Source organism: Archangium gephyra (genome assembly GCF_049060025.1).
GTDB classification, from domain to species: domain Bacteria; phylum Myxococcota; class Myxococcia; order Myxococcales; family Myxococcaceae; genus Archangium; species Archangium gephyra_A.
The window spans coordinates 7,332,079-7,346,448 of sequence record NZ_JBMEQQ010000002.1; the positions used below are offsets into that span (position 1 = coordinate 7,332,079).

At 70.4% G+C, this 14,370-nt stretch carries 13 protein-coding genes; 4 read left to right on the forward strand and 9 right to left on the reverse strand.

Annotated features, from left to right (window positions below; genetic code table 11):
* Positions 1–3: 3 nt before the first annotated feature.
* Together ACN28I_RS32045 and ACN28I_RS32050 are read left to right on the forward strand one after the other, a co-directional pair.
* Positions 4–1,197 (forward strand): MFS transporter, encoded by a 1,194-nt coding sequence (locus tag ACN28I_RS32045; RefSeq protein WP_420945703.1) that lies wholly within the window; start codon positions 4–6, stop codon positions 1,195–1,197.
* A 276-nt stretch (positions 1,198–1,473) separates the two neighbouring features.
* Entirely contained in the window at positions 1,474–2,310 is an 837-nt protein-coding gene (locus tag ACN28I_RS32050) for a hypothetical protein (RefSeq protein ID WP_420945704.1), read from the forward strand.
* Positions 2,311–2,334: 24 nt separating this feature from the next.
* On the opposite strand, the gene ACN28I_RS32055 is transcribed toward ACN28I_RS32050, so the two are convergent.
* Complete coding sequence (locus ACN28I_RS32055; RefSeq protein ID WP_420945705.1) at positions 2,335–3,213, reverse strand: hypothetical protein; 879 nt, start codon at positions 3,211–3,213, stop codon at positions 2,335–2,337.
* On the reverse strand, positions 3,213–3,452 hold the full coding sequence (locus ACN28I_RS32060; RefSeq protein WP_420945706.1) for a hypothetical protein: 240 nt from the start codon (positions 3,450–3,452) through the stop codon (positions 3,213–3,215). Before ACN28I_RS32060 ends, ACN28I_RS32055 begins: the two co-directional genes overlap by 1 nt.
* Before the next feature lie 156 nt (positions 3,453–3,608).
* Here ACN28I_RS32060 and ACN28I_RS32065 point away from each other — a divergent pair, with 156 nt between their 5' ends.
* Together ACN28I_RS32065 and ACN28I_RS32070 are read left to right on the forward strand one after the other, a co-directional pair.
* Positions 3,609–5,018, forward strand: a complete 1,410-nt coding sequence (locus ACN28I_RS32065) for a deoxyribodipyrimidine photo-lyase (protein WP_420945707.1) — start codon at positions 3,609–3,611, stop codon at positions 5,016–5,018.
* A 53-nt stretch (positions 5,019–5,071) separates the two neighbouring features.
* A complete protein-coding gene (locus ACN28I_RS32070; protein WP_420945708.1) occupies positions 5,072–6,394 on the forward strand; it encodes a hypothetical protein in 1,323 nt (440 codons plus the stop codon).
* Between the two features lie 25 nt (positions 6,395–6,419).
* Here ACN28I_RS32070 and ACN28I_RS32075 read toward each other — a convergent pair whose 3' ends face one another.
* From ACN28I_RS32075 to ACN28I_RS32105, 7 genes are all read right to left on the reverse strand, one after another.
* The gene (locus ACN28I_RS32075) at positions 6,420–7,892 is read right to left on the reverse strand and encodes a phytoene desaturase family protein (RefSeq protein ID WP_420945709.1); all 1,473 of its coding nucleotides are present in this window, start codon (positions 7,890–7,892) and stop codon (positions 6,420–6,422) included.
* Positions 7,893–7,992: 100 nt separating this feature from the next.
* Positions 7,993–9,300 carry an SGNH/GDSL hydrolase family protein gene (locus tag ACN28I_RS32080; RefSeq protein ID WP_420945710.1) on the reverse strand — a complete coding sequence of 436 codons (1,308 nt, stop codon included), beginning with the start codon at positions 9,298–9,300 and terminating at the stop codon, positions 7,993–7,995.
* Positions 9,301–9,518: 218 nt separating this feature from the next.
* The gene (locus ACN28I_RS32085) at positions 9,519–10,076 is read right to left on the reverse strand and encodes a hypothetical protein (protein ID WP_420945711.1); all 558 of its coding nucleotides are present in this window, start codon (positions 10,074–10,076) and stop codon (positions 9,519–9,521) included.
* A 211-nt stretch (positions 10,077–10,287) separates the two neighbouring features.
* Positions 10,288–12,318, reverse strand: a complete 2,031-nt coding sequence (locus tag ACN28I_RS32090) for an MHYT domain-containing protein (RefSeq protein ID WP_420945712.1) — start codon at positions 12,316–12,318, stop codon at positions 10,288–10,290.
* A gap of 136 nt (positions 12,319–12,454) precedes the next feature.
* Entirely contained in the window at positions 12,455–13,105 is a 651-nt protein-coding gene (locus tag ACN28I_RS32095) for a DoxX family protein (RefSeq protein ID WP_420945713.1), read from the reverse strand.
* Positions 13,106–13,171: 66 nt separating this feature from the next.
* A complete protein-coding gene (locus ACN28I_RS32100; protein WP_420945714.1) occupies positions 13,172–13,729 on the reverse strand; it encodes an RNA polymerase sigma factor in 558 nt (185 codons plus the stop codon).
* Between the two features lie 99 nt (positions 13,730–13,828).
* Positions 13,829–14,278: a response regulator gene (locus tag ACN28I_RS32105; protein ID WP_420945715.1), complete on the reverse strand. Its 450-nt coding sequence runs from the start codon at positions 14,276–14,278 to the stop codon at positions 13,829–13,831.
* Between the last annotated feature and the right edge of the window lie 92 nt (positions 14,279–14,370).

Genomic DNA, 14,370 nt, shown 5'->3' on the forward strand with positions numbered 1-14,370 from the left:
GGGATGCGCCCCCCCCACCCGACCCTGCGGCTGCTCACGCTGTTGCTCGTCAGCATGATGACGATCATGGCGAGCGCCGCCATCTCGCCGTCGCTGCCGAGGCTGCGCATGGCGTTCGAGTGGGTGCCAGGGATTGACCTGTGGGTGAGGCTGGTGGTGTCGCTGCCGGCGCTGTTCACGGCGATGGGAGCGCCGCTGGCGGGGGTGCTGATCGACCGCTTCGGACGCAAGCGCCTGCTGGTGGCGGCGGTGGCGCTGTACGGCGTGGCGGGTGCGTTGCCGGGAGTGCTCACGTCGCTGCCGCTCATCCTGCTGTGCCGAGCGCTGCTGGGGCTGGCGGTGGGAGGGCTGATGACGACGGCGGCGGCGCTCATCGCGGACTATTACGCGGGCCCCGAGCGGGGCGTGGTGCTGGGGCGGCAGGCGGCCTTCATGGGCGTGGGCGGCTTCGTCTTCATGCTGGGCGGAGGGCTGCTGGCGGACATCCACTGGCGGGCCCCGTTCGCCGTGTACCTCTACGCCTTGCTGGTGCTCCCGCTCATCCTGTTCTTCCTCCCCGAGCCGGAGGTGAAGCGGGGGGCGGCGGGCGGCGCGGTGCGGGTGGCCCTGCCGTGGAACACCCTGTGGCAGGTGTACGCCCTGGCGATGGTGGGGATGATGATCTTCTACCTGATTCCGGTGCAGCTGCCTTTCCTGCTGAGGCGGTTGGGGGTGCAGTCCTCGGCGCTGGCGGGGCTGGCGGTGGGAGTGTCGACGGTGGTGGGCTCGGTGGTGTCACTGCGCTACGCGAAGGTGCGGCAGGTGCTGGGCTACCGGAGCATCATGGCGGTGCTCTTCGCGTGCATGGCGCTGGGCTACGTGCTGGTGGGGATGTCCCAGTCGTACGCGGCGGTGGTGGGAGGGCTGGCGGTGTCGGGGCTGGGCCAGGGGCTGCTGACGCCGAACATGGCGAACTGGGCGGGCGAGGTAGCACCGGAAGCCGCGCGAGGCCGGGTGATGGGCTTTCTGACGACGAGCCTCTTCCTGGGCCAGTTCATCTCGCCACTGCTCGCGCAGCCGCTGATTGGGGCGGTGGGACTGGGAGGCGCGTTCCTGGCGGCGGGAGGCCTGCTGAGCGCGCTGGCGGGGACGTTCGGCGCGCTGGCGTGGCACGCGAGGCCACGGGAGCGGAGCGAAGCGGTCCAGGGCGCGGACTGAACCAACTCCCGCGTGCGGACTGAACCCACTCCACTCCCGCGTGCGGAGTGAGCCCACTCCACCCTCGCCCTCCGGGAGAGGGGACGGGGGTGAGGGTGCCGGATGTACCCGGGTTGCCCCCAATGAGGCCATCCGTGGCGCAGCGCAGTGACTCCTCGGTCTCCACCCTACCATTGAAGGGGGGCGCCTGGTGCCCGCCCTACGCGGAGTGCTCCTGGCGCTTCATCCCACGTCCCCACTCACCCGGTGTAGAAGAGGCGGGACGAGGAGGTGCTCATGGCGGACCGGGGTTTCTTCAAGGGGTGGCTGGGGCCGTTCAAGCTCATCAAGCGGTACACGACGCGGAAGCCGGAGCCGGAGAGTGGCGAGTTGGGCCGCGTCTACGAGGCGCACAACGTCCTCACGGACAAGCCGGCCCTGGTGCTCATCCCGAGCGAGCGCGCGCCCGAGGAACCGCAGGAGGAGTGGCAGGTGCGCCTGCGCTCCCAGGCCGTGCCGCCCTACGTCTCGCTGGAGGTGGAGAAGGCGCCGGGCTCCGGCACGCTGTCGCAGTTGCGCGGAGTGCTCGAGCTGCTCGCGAGCGCCGTCGAGCGGCTGGGGAACGGGGAAGAGGCGCGGGCCCACCTCACCCGCCCGCCGATGGGGCCACTGGAGGCGCTGCGGCACCGGGCCGGGCGCGCCTGGAGGTGGACGCGCGCCAGCCGCGGGCGCACCTTCGCGGTCTTCTTCGGGCTGTACCTGTGCTTGCGTCTGGCCGTCCATCTCGTGGAGATGGAGGTGTATGGGTTCAATTGGGACATGAGCCCTCGGGTCGTCGTGCGGGAGGAGCCCGTGCGGCCCGCCGCCGTGCGCCCTGCGCCCGCGCTGATCAACAAGGACTTCGTGGGCCAGGGGCCCATCTCCTATCCGCTGCCCACGAGGCCGTTCGACGACCAGGCCAGGGCACCCTGCAAACCCAATGAGGACGAGGTGGAGATCCACGGCGGCTGCTGGATGGAACTGCCCAGGCGCCCGCCCTGCCGCGAGAAACAGGCCGAATACAGGGGCAAGTGCTACCTGCCGGTCTCTGCCCGTCCCCGGGACACGCGCGAGCCCCGGTCCTTGCGCCGGTAGAGGGCCGCCCGGGCGCTGCGCGCCTCACATATCCGGCTCGCACGTCCAGGGGAACTTCTCGTGGTCGCGGTCACATTTGTAATGAGGGCCGCAGACCTCGGGATCGGCCGGGTCGCAGGCCTTCCTGCAATAGTGCATCTGGCAGACGAAGCCCTCGGGGCAGGCGGGCGTGTGCTCCTCACCACAACGGATGAGACACGTCCCCCAGGCTTCGCGCGGGTGGCTGAAAGTATTCCACATGTCGCACTTCTGTCCCTCGGGACAGGGGGTCTCCTGGCAGTTCTGGCCATGCACCTGCGCGCAGATCGACACGCCCTCCTCGAGGTCGGGCTGGATGCAGTCCTGGCCCTCGGGACACGCACGGCCCTCGCATATGGGCAGGCAGGAAGGCCCATCGAGGCCCTCGCGGCAGAAGAAGCCCTCCGGGCAGCTCCCGGGCTCTTCCATACGGCACGGCCGGCCGCACCGGCGATCCTGGCACAGGAGTCCCCGTTCGCATGACGCTTCACGTGAATCGGATATGTCCAGGCAGGGCTCGCCCTCCTTGCGCACCCCCACGAGTGTGCACTGGCGGAGTTGGGTCCCCCCCTTCACCGTCTCCACCGTGCGGCACACCATGTCCTCCGCGCATTGTTGGTCCGTCATGCACCGGCTGTCGGTGCAGTACGTCCATTTCGAGCGGGCATTGAAGAAACAGGCCAGCGGTGGCTCACAGTCCTTGCGGCCCTTGCAGGGGCGCTCGTAGGTCATCAGGCTCTGGCGCTCTCCGGGCGAGAGCATCGGGACGAGCCTCGCCGCGGGAGTCGGCCGAAATCCTCTCAGCATGGCCGTATGGAAGGCCCAGGCCAGCGGCAGGAGCAGGAGGAGGCCCAGCAGCGGGGCCAGGAGTGCGCGCCAACGCATCACGGGCTGGCCCTGAACTGACACGCATGAGGGCACCGTTTGTTCTCCCACAACTCAGGAGGAACGTCACATTGCATCTTCCACTCCTCCTCGCTCAAGTAGCAGTCGTGCCGGTGCATCTCCTCCGCGAGGTCCTTCGCCATCGCCCGGTCGATGGTGCCGCCTTCCCGCCACGTCTCCGGGCACCCTGTCCCCAGCGCCATCCATACCGTGAGACTGAGCACGCATCGCCAGCGCATGTGTCCTTCCCCTGAGAGCCGTATCCGTCCCAGGGGCGGGCCGCATGGCTCGTCACCGCACCTTTAACGCGGAAGTTCCGTCACGGAGAAGGGGAGCATGCCGGGCCGGGCGGGGCCCCCGGTGCTTTCGGACGTGTCATTCCATAAAAGGAGGCCATGCCGAGCAGGACCATCGAGGAGGGCCGCATCAAGCGGCTCAACACCCACGAGCCGAAGGACGGCGGCTACATCCTCTACTGGATGCAGCAGAGCCAGCGGGCGGAGTTCAACCCGGCGCTGGAGTACGCCATTCAGCGGGCCAACGAGGCGAAGCTGCCGCTGCTGGTGGGCTTCGGCCTCATGGACGGCTATCCCGAGGCCAACATCCGCCATTACCGCTTCATGCTGGAGGGGCTCCAGGACGCACAGCGCACGCTGGCGCGCCGGAAGATTCCCCTCGTGGTCCAGCGCGGCGCTCCGGACGAGGTGGCGCTGAAGCTCGCGCGCAAGGCGGCGCTCGTGGTGTGTGACCGGGGCTACCTGCGGCACCAGAAGCAGTGGCGCGTGACGGTGGCGGAGAAGGCCGCCTGCCCGGTGATTCAAGTCGAGGGCGACGTGGTGGTGCCGGTGGAGGCCGCCTCGGGCAAGGCCGAGTACGCCGCGCGCACCCTCCGCCCGAAAATCCACCGCCTCTGGAGCGCGTACCTGGTGGAGCTCGCGCCCACGCCGTTGAAGACGGACTCGCTGGGCCTGGGGGTGAAGGGCCTGAACCTGGAGAACCTCGACGGAGTGCTGGCGAAGCTGGACCTGGACCGCACGGTGCCGCCCGTCAGCCACCGCTTCCGGGGCGGCACGCGCGAGGCGAAGCGCCTGTTGCGCAAATTCCTCACCGAGCACCTCCCCGAGTACGAGGAGAGCCGGCCGCATCCGGAGACGACGCACGTCTCGCACATGAGCAAGTACCTGCACTTCGGGCAGGTGAGCCCGGTGGAGGTGGCGTTGGCGGCGCGCGGGGCGAAGGCGGCGGACCACCAGCGCGAGAACTTCCTCGAGGAGCTCATCGTCCGGCGCGAGCTGGCGCAGAACTTCGCCGAATACTCGCCGCACTACGACAGCTTCGAGTGCGTGCCCGAGTGGGCGCGGAAGACGTTGGACAAGCACCGGAGCGACGAGCGGCACCACCAGTACACGCAGGAGCAACTCGAGCGGGCGCTCACGCACGACCCGTACTGGAACGCCGCCACGCGGGAGATGCGCTACACGGGCTACATGCACAACGCGATGCGCATGTACTGGGGGAAGAAGATATTGGAGTGGAGCAGCACCCCGGAGCACGCGCACCGCACGACGCTGGCGCTCAACAACCGGTACTTCCTGGACGGGCGGGACGCGAACTCCTACGCGAACATCGGCTGGTTGTTCGGCCTGCACGACCGGCCCTGGGGCGAGCGCGAAATCTTCGGCACCGTGCGTTACATGTCCTCGGGGGGCCTGGAGCGGAAGGCGGACATGGAGGCCTACCTCGAGAAGGTGGACAAGCTCGTGGCCGAGGCCAGGGCAGCGGGCGTCCGCTTCGAGGGCGACTGAGTCCGGGCGTCACAAACCGCGAGGGCCCCTCTCGGTTTCTGGAGGAGGCCGTCATGGCATACCGTCGAGAGCTGCCCAGAGACGAAATTCCCGAGGCCGATACCCCGTCCGGCCTGGAGGATGTGCTCGAGTTCCCGCTCGTCCAGGCGCTGCTCGGGCGCCGCTCCCGGAGGTTTTTCCTGGGCGCGAGCATCCCCGATGGCCCCCTGGCCTTCACCTCGCGCTCCGAGCCCGTACCGCTCTCGGAGTTGGAGCAGATGCTGCTCGTCACAGCGGTGGGCGGCAACACGGGCTGGCACTACCTCCTCGCCCGCAACGAGCACTACGCGCCGTCCCTGTCCAACTACGCGGGCAGCGCGGGAGGGCGCACCTTCCCCTCGGCCGCGGGGTTCCACACCAGCGAGCTCTTCTTCACGGATGACACCGGCATCTACTTCCTCGCCACGCGGGACGCGCCGGCCCTGGGCGAGCGGGACGCGGACGGGCGGTTGGACCTGAAGGCCCTGCTGGCGGCCCATCGCTCGCGCATCCGGAAGGTCTCCGACAAGCGGCTCTACCTCCCGCCCCGGCCGCCGCACGTGGAGGGACACAACACCTGGGTGGCCAACCAGCCGGGCACCACGCTGTTCATCCCCGTGGCGGACCTGGCCCAGCATTTCATCGGCGCCCTTTGCTACCTGGTGCAGAACGGCTTCTGCCTCACCGACGATTACAACCACCGGTCCATTCCCGGCCTGGAGCGCTTCCGCGAGCTGGTGGATGTGGACCACCCCTTCCCGCTGTCCTACGTGGAGCAGCTCTGCCTGGGCGAGGTCACCGTGGAGCTGTCCACCGGGTGCTACGCCGGCACGCTGATGCTGCAGGCCATGGGCCTGGGCGGCTGGATGTACGACGGGTTGGATCGCAACTCGGTGCTGGGGGCGAGCGGCGAGCCGGACGTGCCGGGGCTCGGGTTCCGGTACGACACCGACCCGCGCTGGTCGCTGCCCAATCCCACGGGGCTGCCCGGGGTTTTCGAGGGCTTCTGCCCGCCGCACTACCCGGACATGCGCGCGGCCGTGGAGGCCTTCTGCCAGCGCAAGTACGGACGCGGCGGGCCCTTCAACCCCGAGACTCCCGGTCCCTACAAGGACACCCGGAGCATCCGGGGCAGTGCCCGCGTGCATGACGAGGTGTTCAAGGAGTGCGTGACGCGGATGGCCCAATACATCCACGACACGTTCGGCAAGTTCCCCGCGACGCTGCCGAGCACCTACTGCCTCATGTTCCTCCAGGCCCACCACCTGGACCTCGAGTACTACGACCACTTCTTCGAGCCGGGGGCCTACCTCCGCACCCATGCCGAGCACATGACGAAGTGGCACTCGGGACACTGAGGCGAGGGGCGCTCGCCGTGGCCCCTCACCCGCGCGAGATGCTCGCCGCGGTGCGCACGCCGCCGAGCGCCGTGGCCAGCGTGCTCTGTCCCGGGAACACCGAGTCGCCCACGAGCCACAGCCCGTCCATCACCGGCCTGGGCCCCAGGGAGCGGTAGTGGTACAGCCCGGCGCGGCGCGGCACGCCGCCCACCGCGCCCGCCTCGCGCTGGGTGAATCGCTCGAAGGTGCGCGGGGACGCCGTCATCTCGTGCTGCAGGTTCTCCATCCACTCGGGCGCCAGGCGCCGCAGTCCCTGCCGCATCCGCTCCTGGATGGTGGAGACGAGCCGGGCCTGCTCCTCCTCGGGCCGCCCCGCCAGCGAGTGCAACGGCACATGCGTGGACACCGTCAGCGTGCGGTGTCCCGGGGGCGCCCGGCCCGTGTCCGCCTCGCCGCTGAGTGAGGCGAAGAGGTGGTTGCCCTCGACGAAGGCGGCCTGCTCGTTCTGCACCAGCTCCAGGTGGTGCGCGCCGGGCGAGGCCTCCCCGGGTGCTCGCACCACGAGGTACAGCATCACCGCGCCCCAGCCCTCCGCCACGCGCCCGGCCAGCTCCCGCAGGCGCGGGGGCAGCCGCTCGGGGGGGAGGCCCAGCAGCCGCATCAGCCCCTGCGGCAGCACGTTGGCCACCACGTGGCGCGCGAGCAGCTCGCCCCGGCGCGCCGACACCCGCCAGCCTCCCGGCACGGGCTCGAGCGACTTCACCCGGTTGGCGTACAGCACCTCGCTACCGCCCGCGGTGACGGCGCCCGCGAGCGCGCTCGCCAGCCGGCCAATCCCTCCGCGCACGTGCCCGGTGCCTCGCCAGTAGTAGTCCATGGCCGCGAGCGCGAAGGGGGCCTCGGCCTCGGCGGCGGCGCACTGCACGGTAATCTGGCAGAGCGCGTCCAGGTACGTGCGCAGCGGGGTGAAGCGCAGCAGCCCGAGCCGCTCCAGGACGGAGCCCAGGGGCCGCCCCATCCAGCGCACCAGCGGCGTGTACCGCAGGGCCCGCGAGGCATGCCGCAGCAGCGCGCGCACGTCGAGCGGCGGCAGCAGCGTGGGATCATCGAAGAGGGGCCACAGCGCCTGGGCCACCTGGTGCTGCAGCGTGAAGAAGCCGCGCAGGGCCTCGGCGGGGGCCTCGGGGAAGGCGCAGAGCTGTTCAATCAGCCGCTGGCGGTCCCGGTACACCTCCAGCCGCATGCCCGGGGTGCGCAGCTCCACCATCGGGTCCAACCAGTCCACCGTCACGTCCAGCCCGTGCTCGCGCACCCAGCGGCCGAAGAGCTGCCCCTCGTCGAGCCCGGAGAAGAGGGTGGCACCGGCCTCGAAGGCGTAGCCGTGCCGGCGGAAGGTGCTGGCACAGCCTCCCGGGTAGTTGAGGGTCTCGCAGAGCGCCACGCGAGCGCCCCGCCGGGTGAGCCTCCAGGGCCGTGGCCAGTCCGCCGAAGCCGGAGCCCACCACCACTGCGTCATACCAGGTGTTCGTCATGGTGCGGTGCCGGGGGTCCGGCACCGGAAGACATAACGGCCCGCCCTTCTCCCGGCGAGCCGTTCGACACCCCTGAAGCTTTCCTCAGGGCTGCCCTTCGGCGGGTATCAGCACGCCCGGGCCCGGTTGCACGCCCGCTTCACGCAGCACCCGCGCCGCCTCGGTGGCCATGACGCGCTGGCCCTCGGCGCTCGGGTGGATGCCGTCCACCTCCAGCCCGTCCAGGAAGAGGTGCACGTTGCCGGACTGGCGCGTCACCGCCTCGAAGTCGATGACGTCCGGGAAGGTGGCGCGGATCCACGCGTTCATCTCCAGCCGCTGCTTCTTCACCACCTCGTAGTTGCCGTGGTTGCTCTTCTCCTTGGGCAGCAGCGTCCCCACCCAGAGGCGGCAGAAGGGTTGCAGCCGCGACACGAGCGTGTTCATCCGCGACTGCAGGCCGCCCATGTCCAGGGCGCTCAGGTCGTTGGTGCCCAGCAGGACGACGCAGTCGGTGATGCCCTGGAGCGAGAGCACCTCCGCGTCCAGGTTCATCAGCGCATCGTAGAAGCCCTGGCCCGAGACCCCCGCGTTGGCGAAGGGCACACCCAGTTGCGCCTCGGCCACGGAGGGCCAGGCCAGCCGCGTGTCGTCCAGCTCGTCGATGTAGCCCTCGGTGATGCTGTCGCCCAGGGCCACGAAGGCGCGGGCGGGCGGGCCCTCGACATCCACCGTGGCCAGGCCCACGGCGCGATCCCACGCCGTACCGCCCAGCGGGCCCGTGACGCTCGCGTAGGCACCCGAGCGCACATAGCTGCCCGGCAGGGCGTGGATGGCGCTCACCGCCAGGGCGCCCTGCACCTCGAAGGACACGGCGAGCTCGTCGCGGAAGCCCACGGGCAGCGACACGGGGTCGGACACCACGCGCGTCCTCGCGCCCACGGAGAAGCCCGGCGTGCCGGAGAACGTCACCGCCACGGGCGCCGAAGCCAGCGAGCCGTTGGGACCGGCCTGGGCCACGGTGGCCTTGCGCAGCACGAGGTTGCCGTCTCCCGCGCGGAACGCGAGCCGCACCCGCTCACCGGCCCGGCCCACCGGGACGCGCAGGCGGAACGTCACGCTGCCCGTGCTGTAGGACCAGCGCAGCGCCTGATGGAAACCCGGTTGGAACATGGGCGGGGGCGGCCGGGGCTGCTCCGGAACCGGCTCCGGTTCGGTGGGCTCCACCACCACCGGGCCTCCGGGCGGCGGCTGCTCCTCGAGGGGGTCCGGCACTGGCACCTCGGGCGCGGGCTCCTCGGACGCGGGAGCCTCGAGGGGCCCCTCCCCCTCATTGCCGGTGGAACCGCACCCCGCCACGACGAGGACCGCCCACGCACACACCAGGACCCGAGTCCGTTCCCGCCAGCCCATTCAAACCCCCCTCGTACCGGAGGGTGTGCACCTTCTGTCCGCCTGGGGAGCGGGGCTTGCATCCCACGGGGGCGCGGGCCCGGTGCCGCCATGCCGGAGAGGAGGCGAGGGAGCGGCTCGTACCCGGGGGCGGGTTGCACGGGACGGGTGCGGAAAACACAACGGCCCCCGCTCGCAGGGCGCGCGGAGGCCGTGGAACAGACTGTCTGGGATTGTGCTTACGGCAGGGCGCGAGCGATGAACTTCCACTTGCTGCTGGCCTGGGCGGTGTTGTCCAGCCAGGTGGACACGCCGATGAGGCCGGCCATGGTGGCGAGGCTGAAGACGCCCAGCCAGTTGACGAGCTTGGTGGTGTTCTTCACGTCATCGGGCGCGTCATCGGCGGCCTTGCTGCCGGACTCCATGGAGATGCCGTCCTGGAGGGCGCGCTTGGCGAGGAAACCACCGCCGATGAGGTTGACGGCGCCGCTGACGAGCGTGGCGCCCATCAGGAAGTCCTTCACCAGGACGAGCTTGCGCGCGGTGGCGGAGATGGAGCGGCCGGAAATCTTGGAGCGGCCGATGAGCCAGGTGAGGGCGGTGGCGCCCAGGCCCACGGCGTTGACGATGTTGTAGCCATTCCAGGCCGCGTTGACGATCTTCGCCCGGTCCTGCTTGTCGGAAATCAACCGGGCCGACGGGTTGAGGGCGATCCGGCCGAAGAGCGAACCGCCGAAGCCCGCCGCGAGGCCGAGGTTGTGAAGGACATAGGCGCTGGTCGTGAGAGTCGGTGTCATGGAGACCCCTCCGTGCTGCGTTGTGGTGCGGGGGTGAAACTACGCACGCCGCGTGTAACGGCTCGGTGACCTCGGCCCCCTGCTCGGTGGGAGGGAGGGAGGGCCTGTAGCTCCTTCCGGGTGTTCCGGGTTTGAACGGAGGATCAGCCGGGAATCGGACACCGGCCTGTCCCCGAGGCCAATCCCCGCCCCGGGCTCCCCGCCGGCCGCCTCAGTGCGCCTGGCGCCGCGGCAGCTTCACCGTGAAGGTGGAGCCCACGCCCAGCTCGCTCTCCACGGTGATGGTGCCGCCGTGGGCCTCGACGATCTGCCGCACGATGTAGAGGCCCAGCCCCAGCCCGCCGAAGTTGCGCGAGGCCGCGCGCTCGAAGCGCTCGAAGATGCGTTTGAGGGCCTCGGGCGCGATGCCGATGCCCCGGTCCCTCACCACCAACCACGCCTCGCCATTCTGGGTGCGCACCGTCACGTCCACCGGATTGCCCTGCCCGTAGCGGGCCGCGTTGGCCAGCAGGTTGCCCACCACCTGCTCCAGCCGTGAGCGGTCCCACAGCCCCACCACCGGCCCATCCAGGTGCAGCGCGGGCGGGTTGCCGGGCCAGAGCGCCTCATCGCCCAGCCGCTCCACCACGTCCCTCACCACGGCGCCCAGCTCCAGCTCCTCGGCGTGCAGCTCCAGCCGCCCCAGGCGGATGCGCGAGATGTCCAGCAGCTCGTTCACCAGCCGCGCCAGCCGCTTCGTCTGGCGTTGCGCCACGTCCACCACCCGCGCCAGTTGCTCGCCCTTGAGCTCCTGGGCTCCCTCGCCGTTGGCCACCGTGCGGTGCAGCCGCTGCAGGTTCATCATCAGCGGCGTCAGCGGCGTTCTCAGCTCGTGCGAGGCGATGGAGAGGAACTCGTCGCGTACGCGGATGGCCTCCTGGGCCTCGTGGAAGAGGCGGGCGTTCTCCACCGCGCTGCCCGCGCGCCGCCCCAGCTCCTGCACCAGCGCGCTGTCCGTGCTCTCCAGCGGCCGTTCCCGGTTGAAGACGGTGATGACGCCGAGCACCCGCTCCCGGTGCAGCAGCGGCACGATGAGCACCGCGCGCGCTCCCGCGTCCCGCTGGCACTGGAGGGACTCCGGCGCGAGGGCCATCCGCTCCATTTCCTGGCGCGCGGGGTGGGTGAGCAGCTCGGGCTGGCCGGTGCGCAACACCCGTTGCAGCGGGGTGTCCGAGCCCTGCTCCCGCGCATAGCGCACGTCCCGGTAGCGCGCCTCCTTCTCGCGGTGTCTCGGGTAGCAGATGGCCATGCGGCGCAGGGAGACGCCGTCCTCCTCGTACAGGTCCACGAGGCACCCGTCTCCCACCGCCGGGGCCACCATCTCCGCCAGGGTCTGGGCGATGGTGGGGATGTCCAGGCTGCGGCCCATCATGGCGCTCGCGTCCGCGAGCAGCGTGAGGGTGCGCTGGGTGCGCCGCTGCTCCAGGTCCACCAGCGAGCCGAGCAGGGTGAGGCCCAGCCCTCCCAGCGTGGCCACGCCGATGGCCACCGCGCCCAGCCCGCCAATCTGGAAGCCCTCGTCGATGAACCCGGGCGGCACCGGCGCCGGGGTGAAGCGGGCCGCGGCCATGCCCGTGTAGTGCATGCCGGAGATGGCCACGCCCATGAGCAGGGCACTGGTCAGCTTCGGCCATGTCCAGGCGCGCTGCTCGCGCCGGAACCAGAAGGCCAGCCACAGCGCCGCCACCGAGGCCCCGATGGCGATGAGCACCGAGAGCACGAACAGCACGGGCTGGTAGCCGACCTCCGCCTCCATGCGCATGGCGGCCATACCCAGGTAGTGCATGGCGGCGATGGCCAGCCCCATGAAGGTGCCCCCCGCCAGCAGCCCCTCGCGCGTGACGAGGTGGCGGCTGACCACGAGCAGGGCCGCCCAGGACCCGAGGACGGCCGCGCCCATGGAGAGGGCCGTGAGGCCGGGCCCGTAGCTCATCTGCATGGGCATGCGGAAGGCCAGCATGCCCACGAAGTGCATGGACCAGATGCCCACCCCCATCATCGCCGCGCCGCTGCCCAGCAGGACGCGCCGCGCCGAGCCGGACATCCCCGCCACCCGTCCCGCCAGGTCCAGGCCCGTATAGGACGCCACCACGGCGATGACGATGGAGAGCAGGACGAGGCCCGGGTGGTAGCTTCCCTCGAGGTGCTGCCCGGAGCATTGCAGGCAGCCGAGCAGTCGTCCTGAAGAGATCACGGAGCTCACGGGCACGGTGTGACTCTAATCTGCCCATCCAGGGGTGCCCGTGCTTTCGGGAAGCGGCGTCACCCCGGACACACGGACACCCCGGGTGCCCGGCATGCGGCTCGCCGGGCAACCGGGGTGCTGCCCGCCCGCCCGCTCAGCGCTCACGCACGGGCACGGGCACGGGCACCAGCCGTGGCGCCACCTTCCGGGCCGCGGGCTTCCACAGCAGGAAGAGCATGCCGGCCAGCAGGCCCAGCTCCAGCGGCAGCCTCCAGAACTGGTTCATGATGGCGTGCCCGTCGACCATCACCGGGTTGCCCTGCACCTGGCGGATGCCCACCAGCAGCGCCACCATCATGTCCCCCGCGAGCGGCAGGGCGCACAGGCGGGTGATGAGCCGCGTCGCGGGCGTCCACGCGCCGAGGATGAGCCCCAGCCCGAGCACCACCTCCATCGCGATGACCATCCACGCGTTGAAGAGGGGGAAGGGCAGGCCGATGCCGGAGATCAACTGCGCGAAGCCCTCCACGCCCGTGTTCACCCGCAGGCCCGGCGCGCCCACGAGGATGGGCAGCGTGAAGTCGAAGGCCTTCATCAGCCCGAAGAGCATGAAGATGACGCCCGTCACGCCGCGCACCTGGTAGCGGCCGGGAGTCTCGGGGACGCGCTCCAACCAGTGGTCGCGCCGCGGGTGCGTGGCCAGCGCGCGCACGAGGCGGGGGCGCCACGGCTGGCGGCCCTCGTTGGATCGGGAGGAGGACGGGAGCGGGATGACGCGGTTCGTCTGACGCAGGGTCGGATTCATGGGTGTCTGTCTTGGGTTCGTGTGACGTGAGGTAGAGTTGCTCGCGCGGGATTGTGATGTCTGTCTTCAGGCCGCGAGCTGCTCCGAGCGCGCGGTGGCCAGCGGACGCAACAGGGCCCTCAGCTCGAGCCGGGCCTCGTGCAGCCAGAAGCCCACCGTCCCCAGCGTGGTGCCGAGCCGCACCGCGATGTCCTTGTAGCGCAGCCCCTCCGTGTGCAGCTCGAAGGCCTCGCGCAACGGAGAGCGCAGACAGGCGATGGCCTCGTGCAACTCCTCCCCGGAGACGCGCTCCCAGGCGTGCCACTGCCGCGGCTCGCGCACGAGCACGGGCGCGTGCAACAGCTCCAGGTGTGGACCCTCGGCGCTCTCGGTGCGCTGGCGCCGGCACTGGTCGAGGAAGCGCCGCTGGAGCGTCGTGCACAACCACGCGCGGCGCGTGCCCTCACTCCCGCCGCGCAAGGACTCGAAGTGCAGCAGCGCGCGCTCCAACGTGTCCTGCACCAGGTCCTCGGGCTCCACGCCGCCGTTGCGGCAGAGCTTGTGCGCGAGCCCCAGCAGCAGGGCCTTGTGCGGCGCGATGAGGGCTGCGAACTCCCGGCTGTCTCCACAGAAGGTGTGTGCCATGTGGCCTCCTGCGCGGGTAGAGTGGGGCCCCGCCGGAAAAGCACGCGGGCCGGGAGATTTCTCTCCCGGCCCGCCTGGCCACCCGCTCTGTTCCTGGCCTCACTGCGAGCACGCGTGCTCGGATTCCCAGGCCGTCTCCCGCGACGGCTGCGAGAGCTCGTCCAGGTACGGCCCCCGCGGCGGTCCCCGCGGGTAGACGCCCGAATCGATGAGCGTCTGGTTGACCACCTCTTCAAACTCGCTCAGCTCCGAGCACTTGGAGAGAAAGGCCTTCACGCCCGGGGCGTGCGGGTCCGTCGCCGCGCTGTGCATGATGATGGGGACGTCACACAGCTCCTCGTCCTGGACGAGCCGCTGGCACAGCTCCACCCCGCTCATCCGAGGCATCTGCCAATCCGTTACCACGAGGTCCGGCCGCCGCTCGTGGGCGATCTCCAGCGCCTCCCGTCCATCATGTGCACGCAGCACGCGGTGGTCCATCAGCTCCAGAACTTCCGTGTAGAGGTCGAGGAGCTCTGGTTCATCATCAACGAGAAGAATGGTGCTCATGACTTGACCTGTTCCTTTCCTCGGTAGGGGGCAGAGAGCGGTTCGGGCTTCTTCCAGGGAGGGAGCCTCCGATCCCCGTCTCTCGTACCGGT

What these genes read in the sequence shown, in the direction of transcription:
- ACN28I_RS32045 (WP_420945703.1), top strand. Translation starts at nt 4, where the DNA reads ATGCGCCCCCCCCACCCGACCCTGCGGCTGCTCACGCTGTTGCTCGTC.
- ACN28I_RS32095 (WP_420945713.1), bottom strand. Translation starts at nt 13,105, where the DNA reads ATGAATCCGACCCTGCGTCAGACGAACCGCGTCATCCCGCTCCCGTCC.
- ACN28I_RS32100 (WP_420945714.1), bottom strand. Translation starts at nt 13,729, where the DNA reads ATGGCACACACCTTCTGTGGAGACAGCCGGGAGTTCGCAGCCCTCATC.
- ACN28I_RS32065 (WP_420945707.1), top strand. Translation starts at nt 3,609, where the DNA reads ATGCCGAGCAGGACCATCGAGGAGGGCCGCATCAAGCGGCTCAACACC.
- ACN28I_RS32105 (WP_420945715.1), bottom strand. Translation starts at nt 14,278, where the DNA reads ATGAGCACCATTCTTCTCGTTGATGATGAACCAGAGCTCCTCGACCTC.
- ACN28I_RS32085 (WP_420945711.1), bottom strand. Translation starts at nt 10,076, where the DNA reads ATGACACCGACTCTCACGACCAGCGCCTATGTCCTTCACAACCTCGGC.
- ACN28I_RS32050 (WP_420945704.1), top strand. Translation starts at nt 1,474, where the DNA reads ATGGCGGACCGGGGTTTCTTCAAGGGGTGGCTGGGGCCGTTCAAGCTC.
- ACN28I_RS32080 (WP_420945710.1), bottom strand. Translation starts at nt 9,300, where the DNA reads ATGGGCTGGCGGGAACGGACTCGGGTCCTGGTGTGTGCGTGGGCGGTC.
- ACN28I_RS32060 (WP_420945706.1), bottom strand. Translation starts at nt 3,452, where the DNA reads ATGCGCTGGCGATGCGTGCTCAGTCTCACGGTATGGATGGCGCTGGGG.
- ACN28I_RS32075 (WP_420945709.1), bottom strand. Translation starts at nt 7,892, where the DNA reads ATGACGCAGTGGTGGTGGGCTCCGGCTTCGGCGGACTGGCCACGGCCC.
- ACN28I_RS32070 (WP_420945708.1), top strand. Translation starts at nt 5,072, where the DNA reads ATGGCATACCGTCGAGAGCTGCCCAGAGACGAAATTCCCGAGGCCGAT.
- ACN28I_RS32055 (WP_420945705.1), bottom strand. Translation starts at nt 3,213, where the DNA reads ATGCGTTGGCGCGCACTCCTGGCCCCGCTGCTGGGCCTCCTCCTGCTC.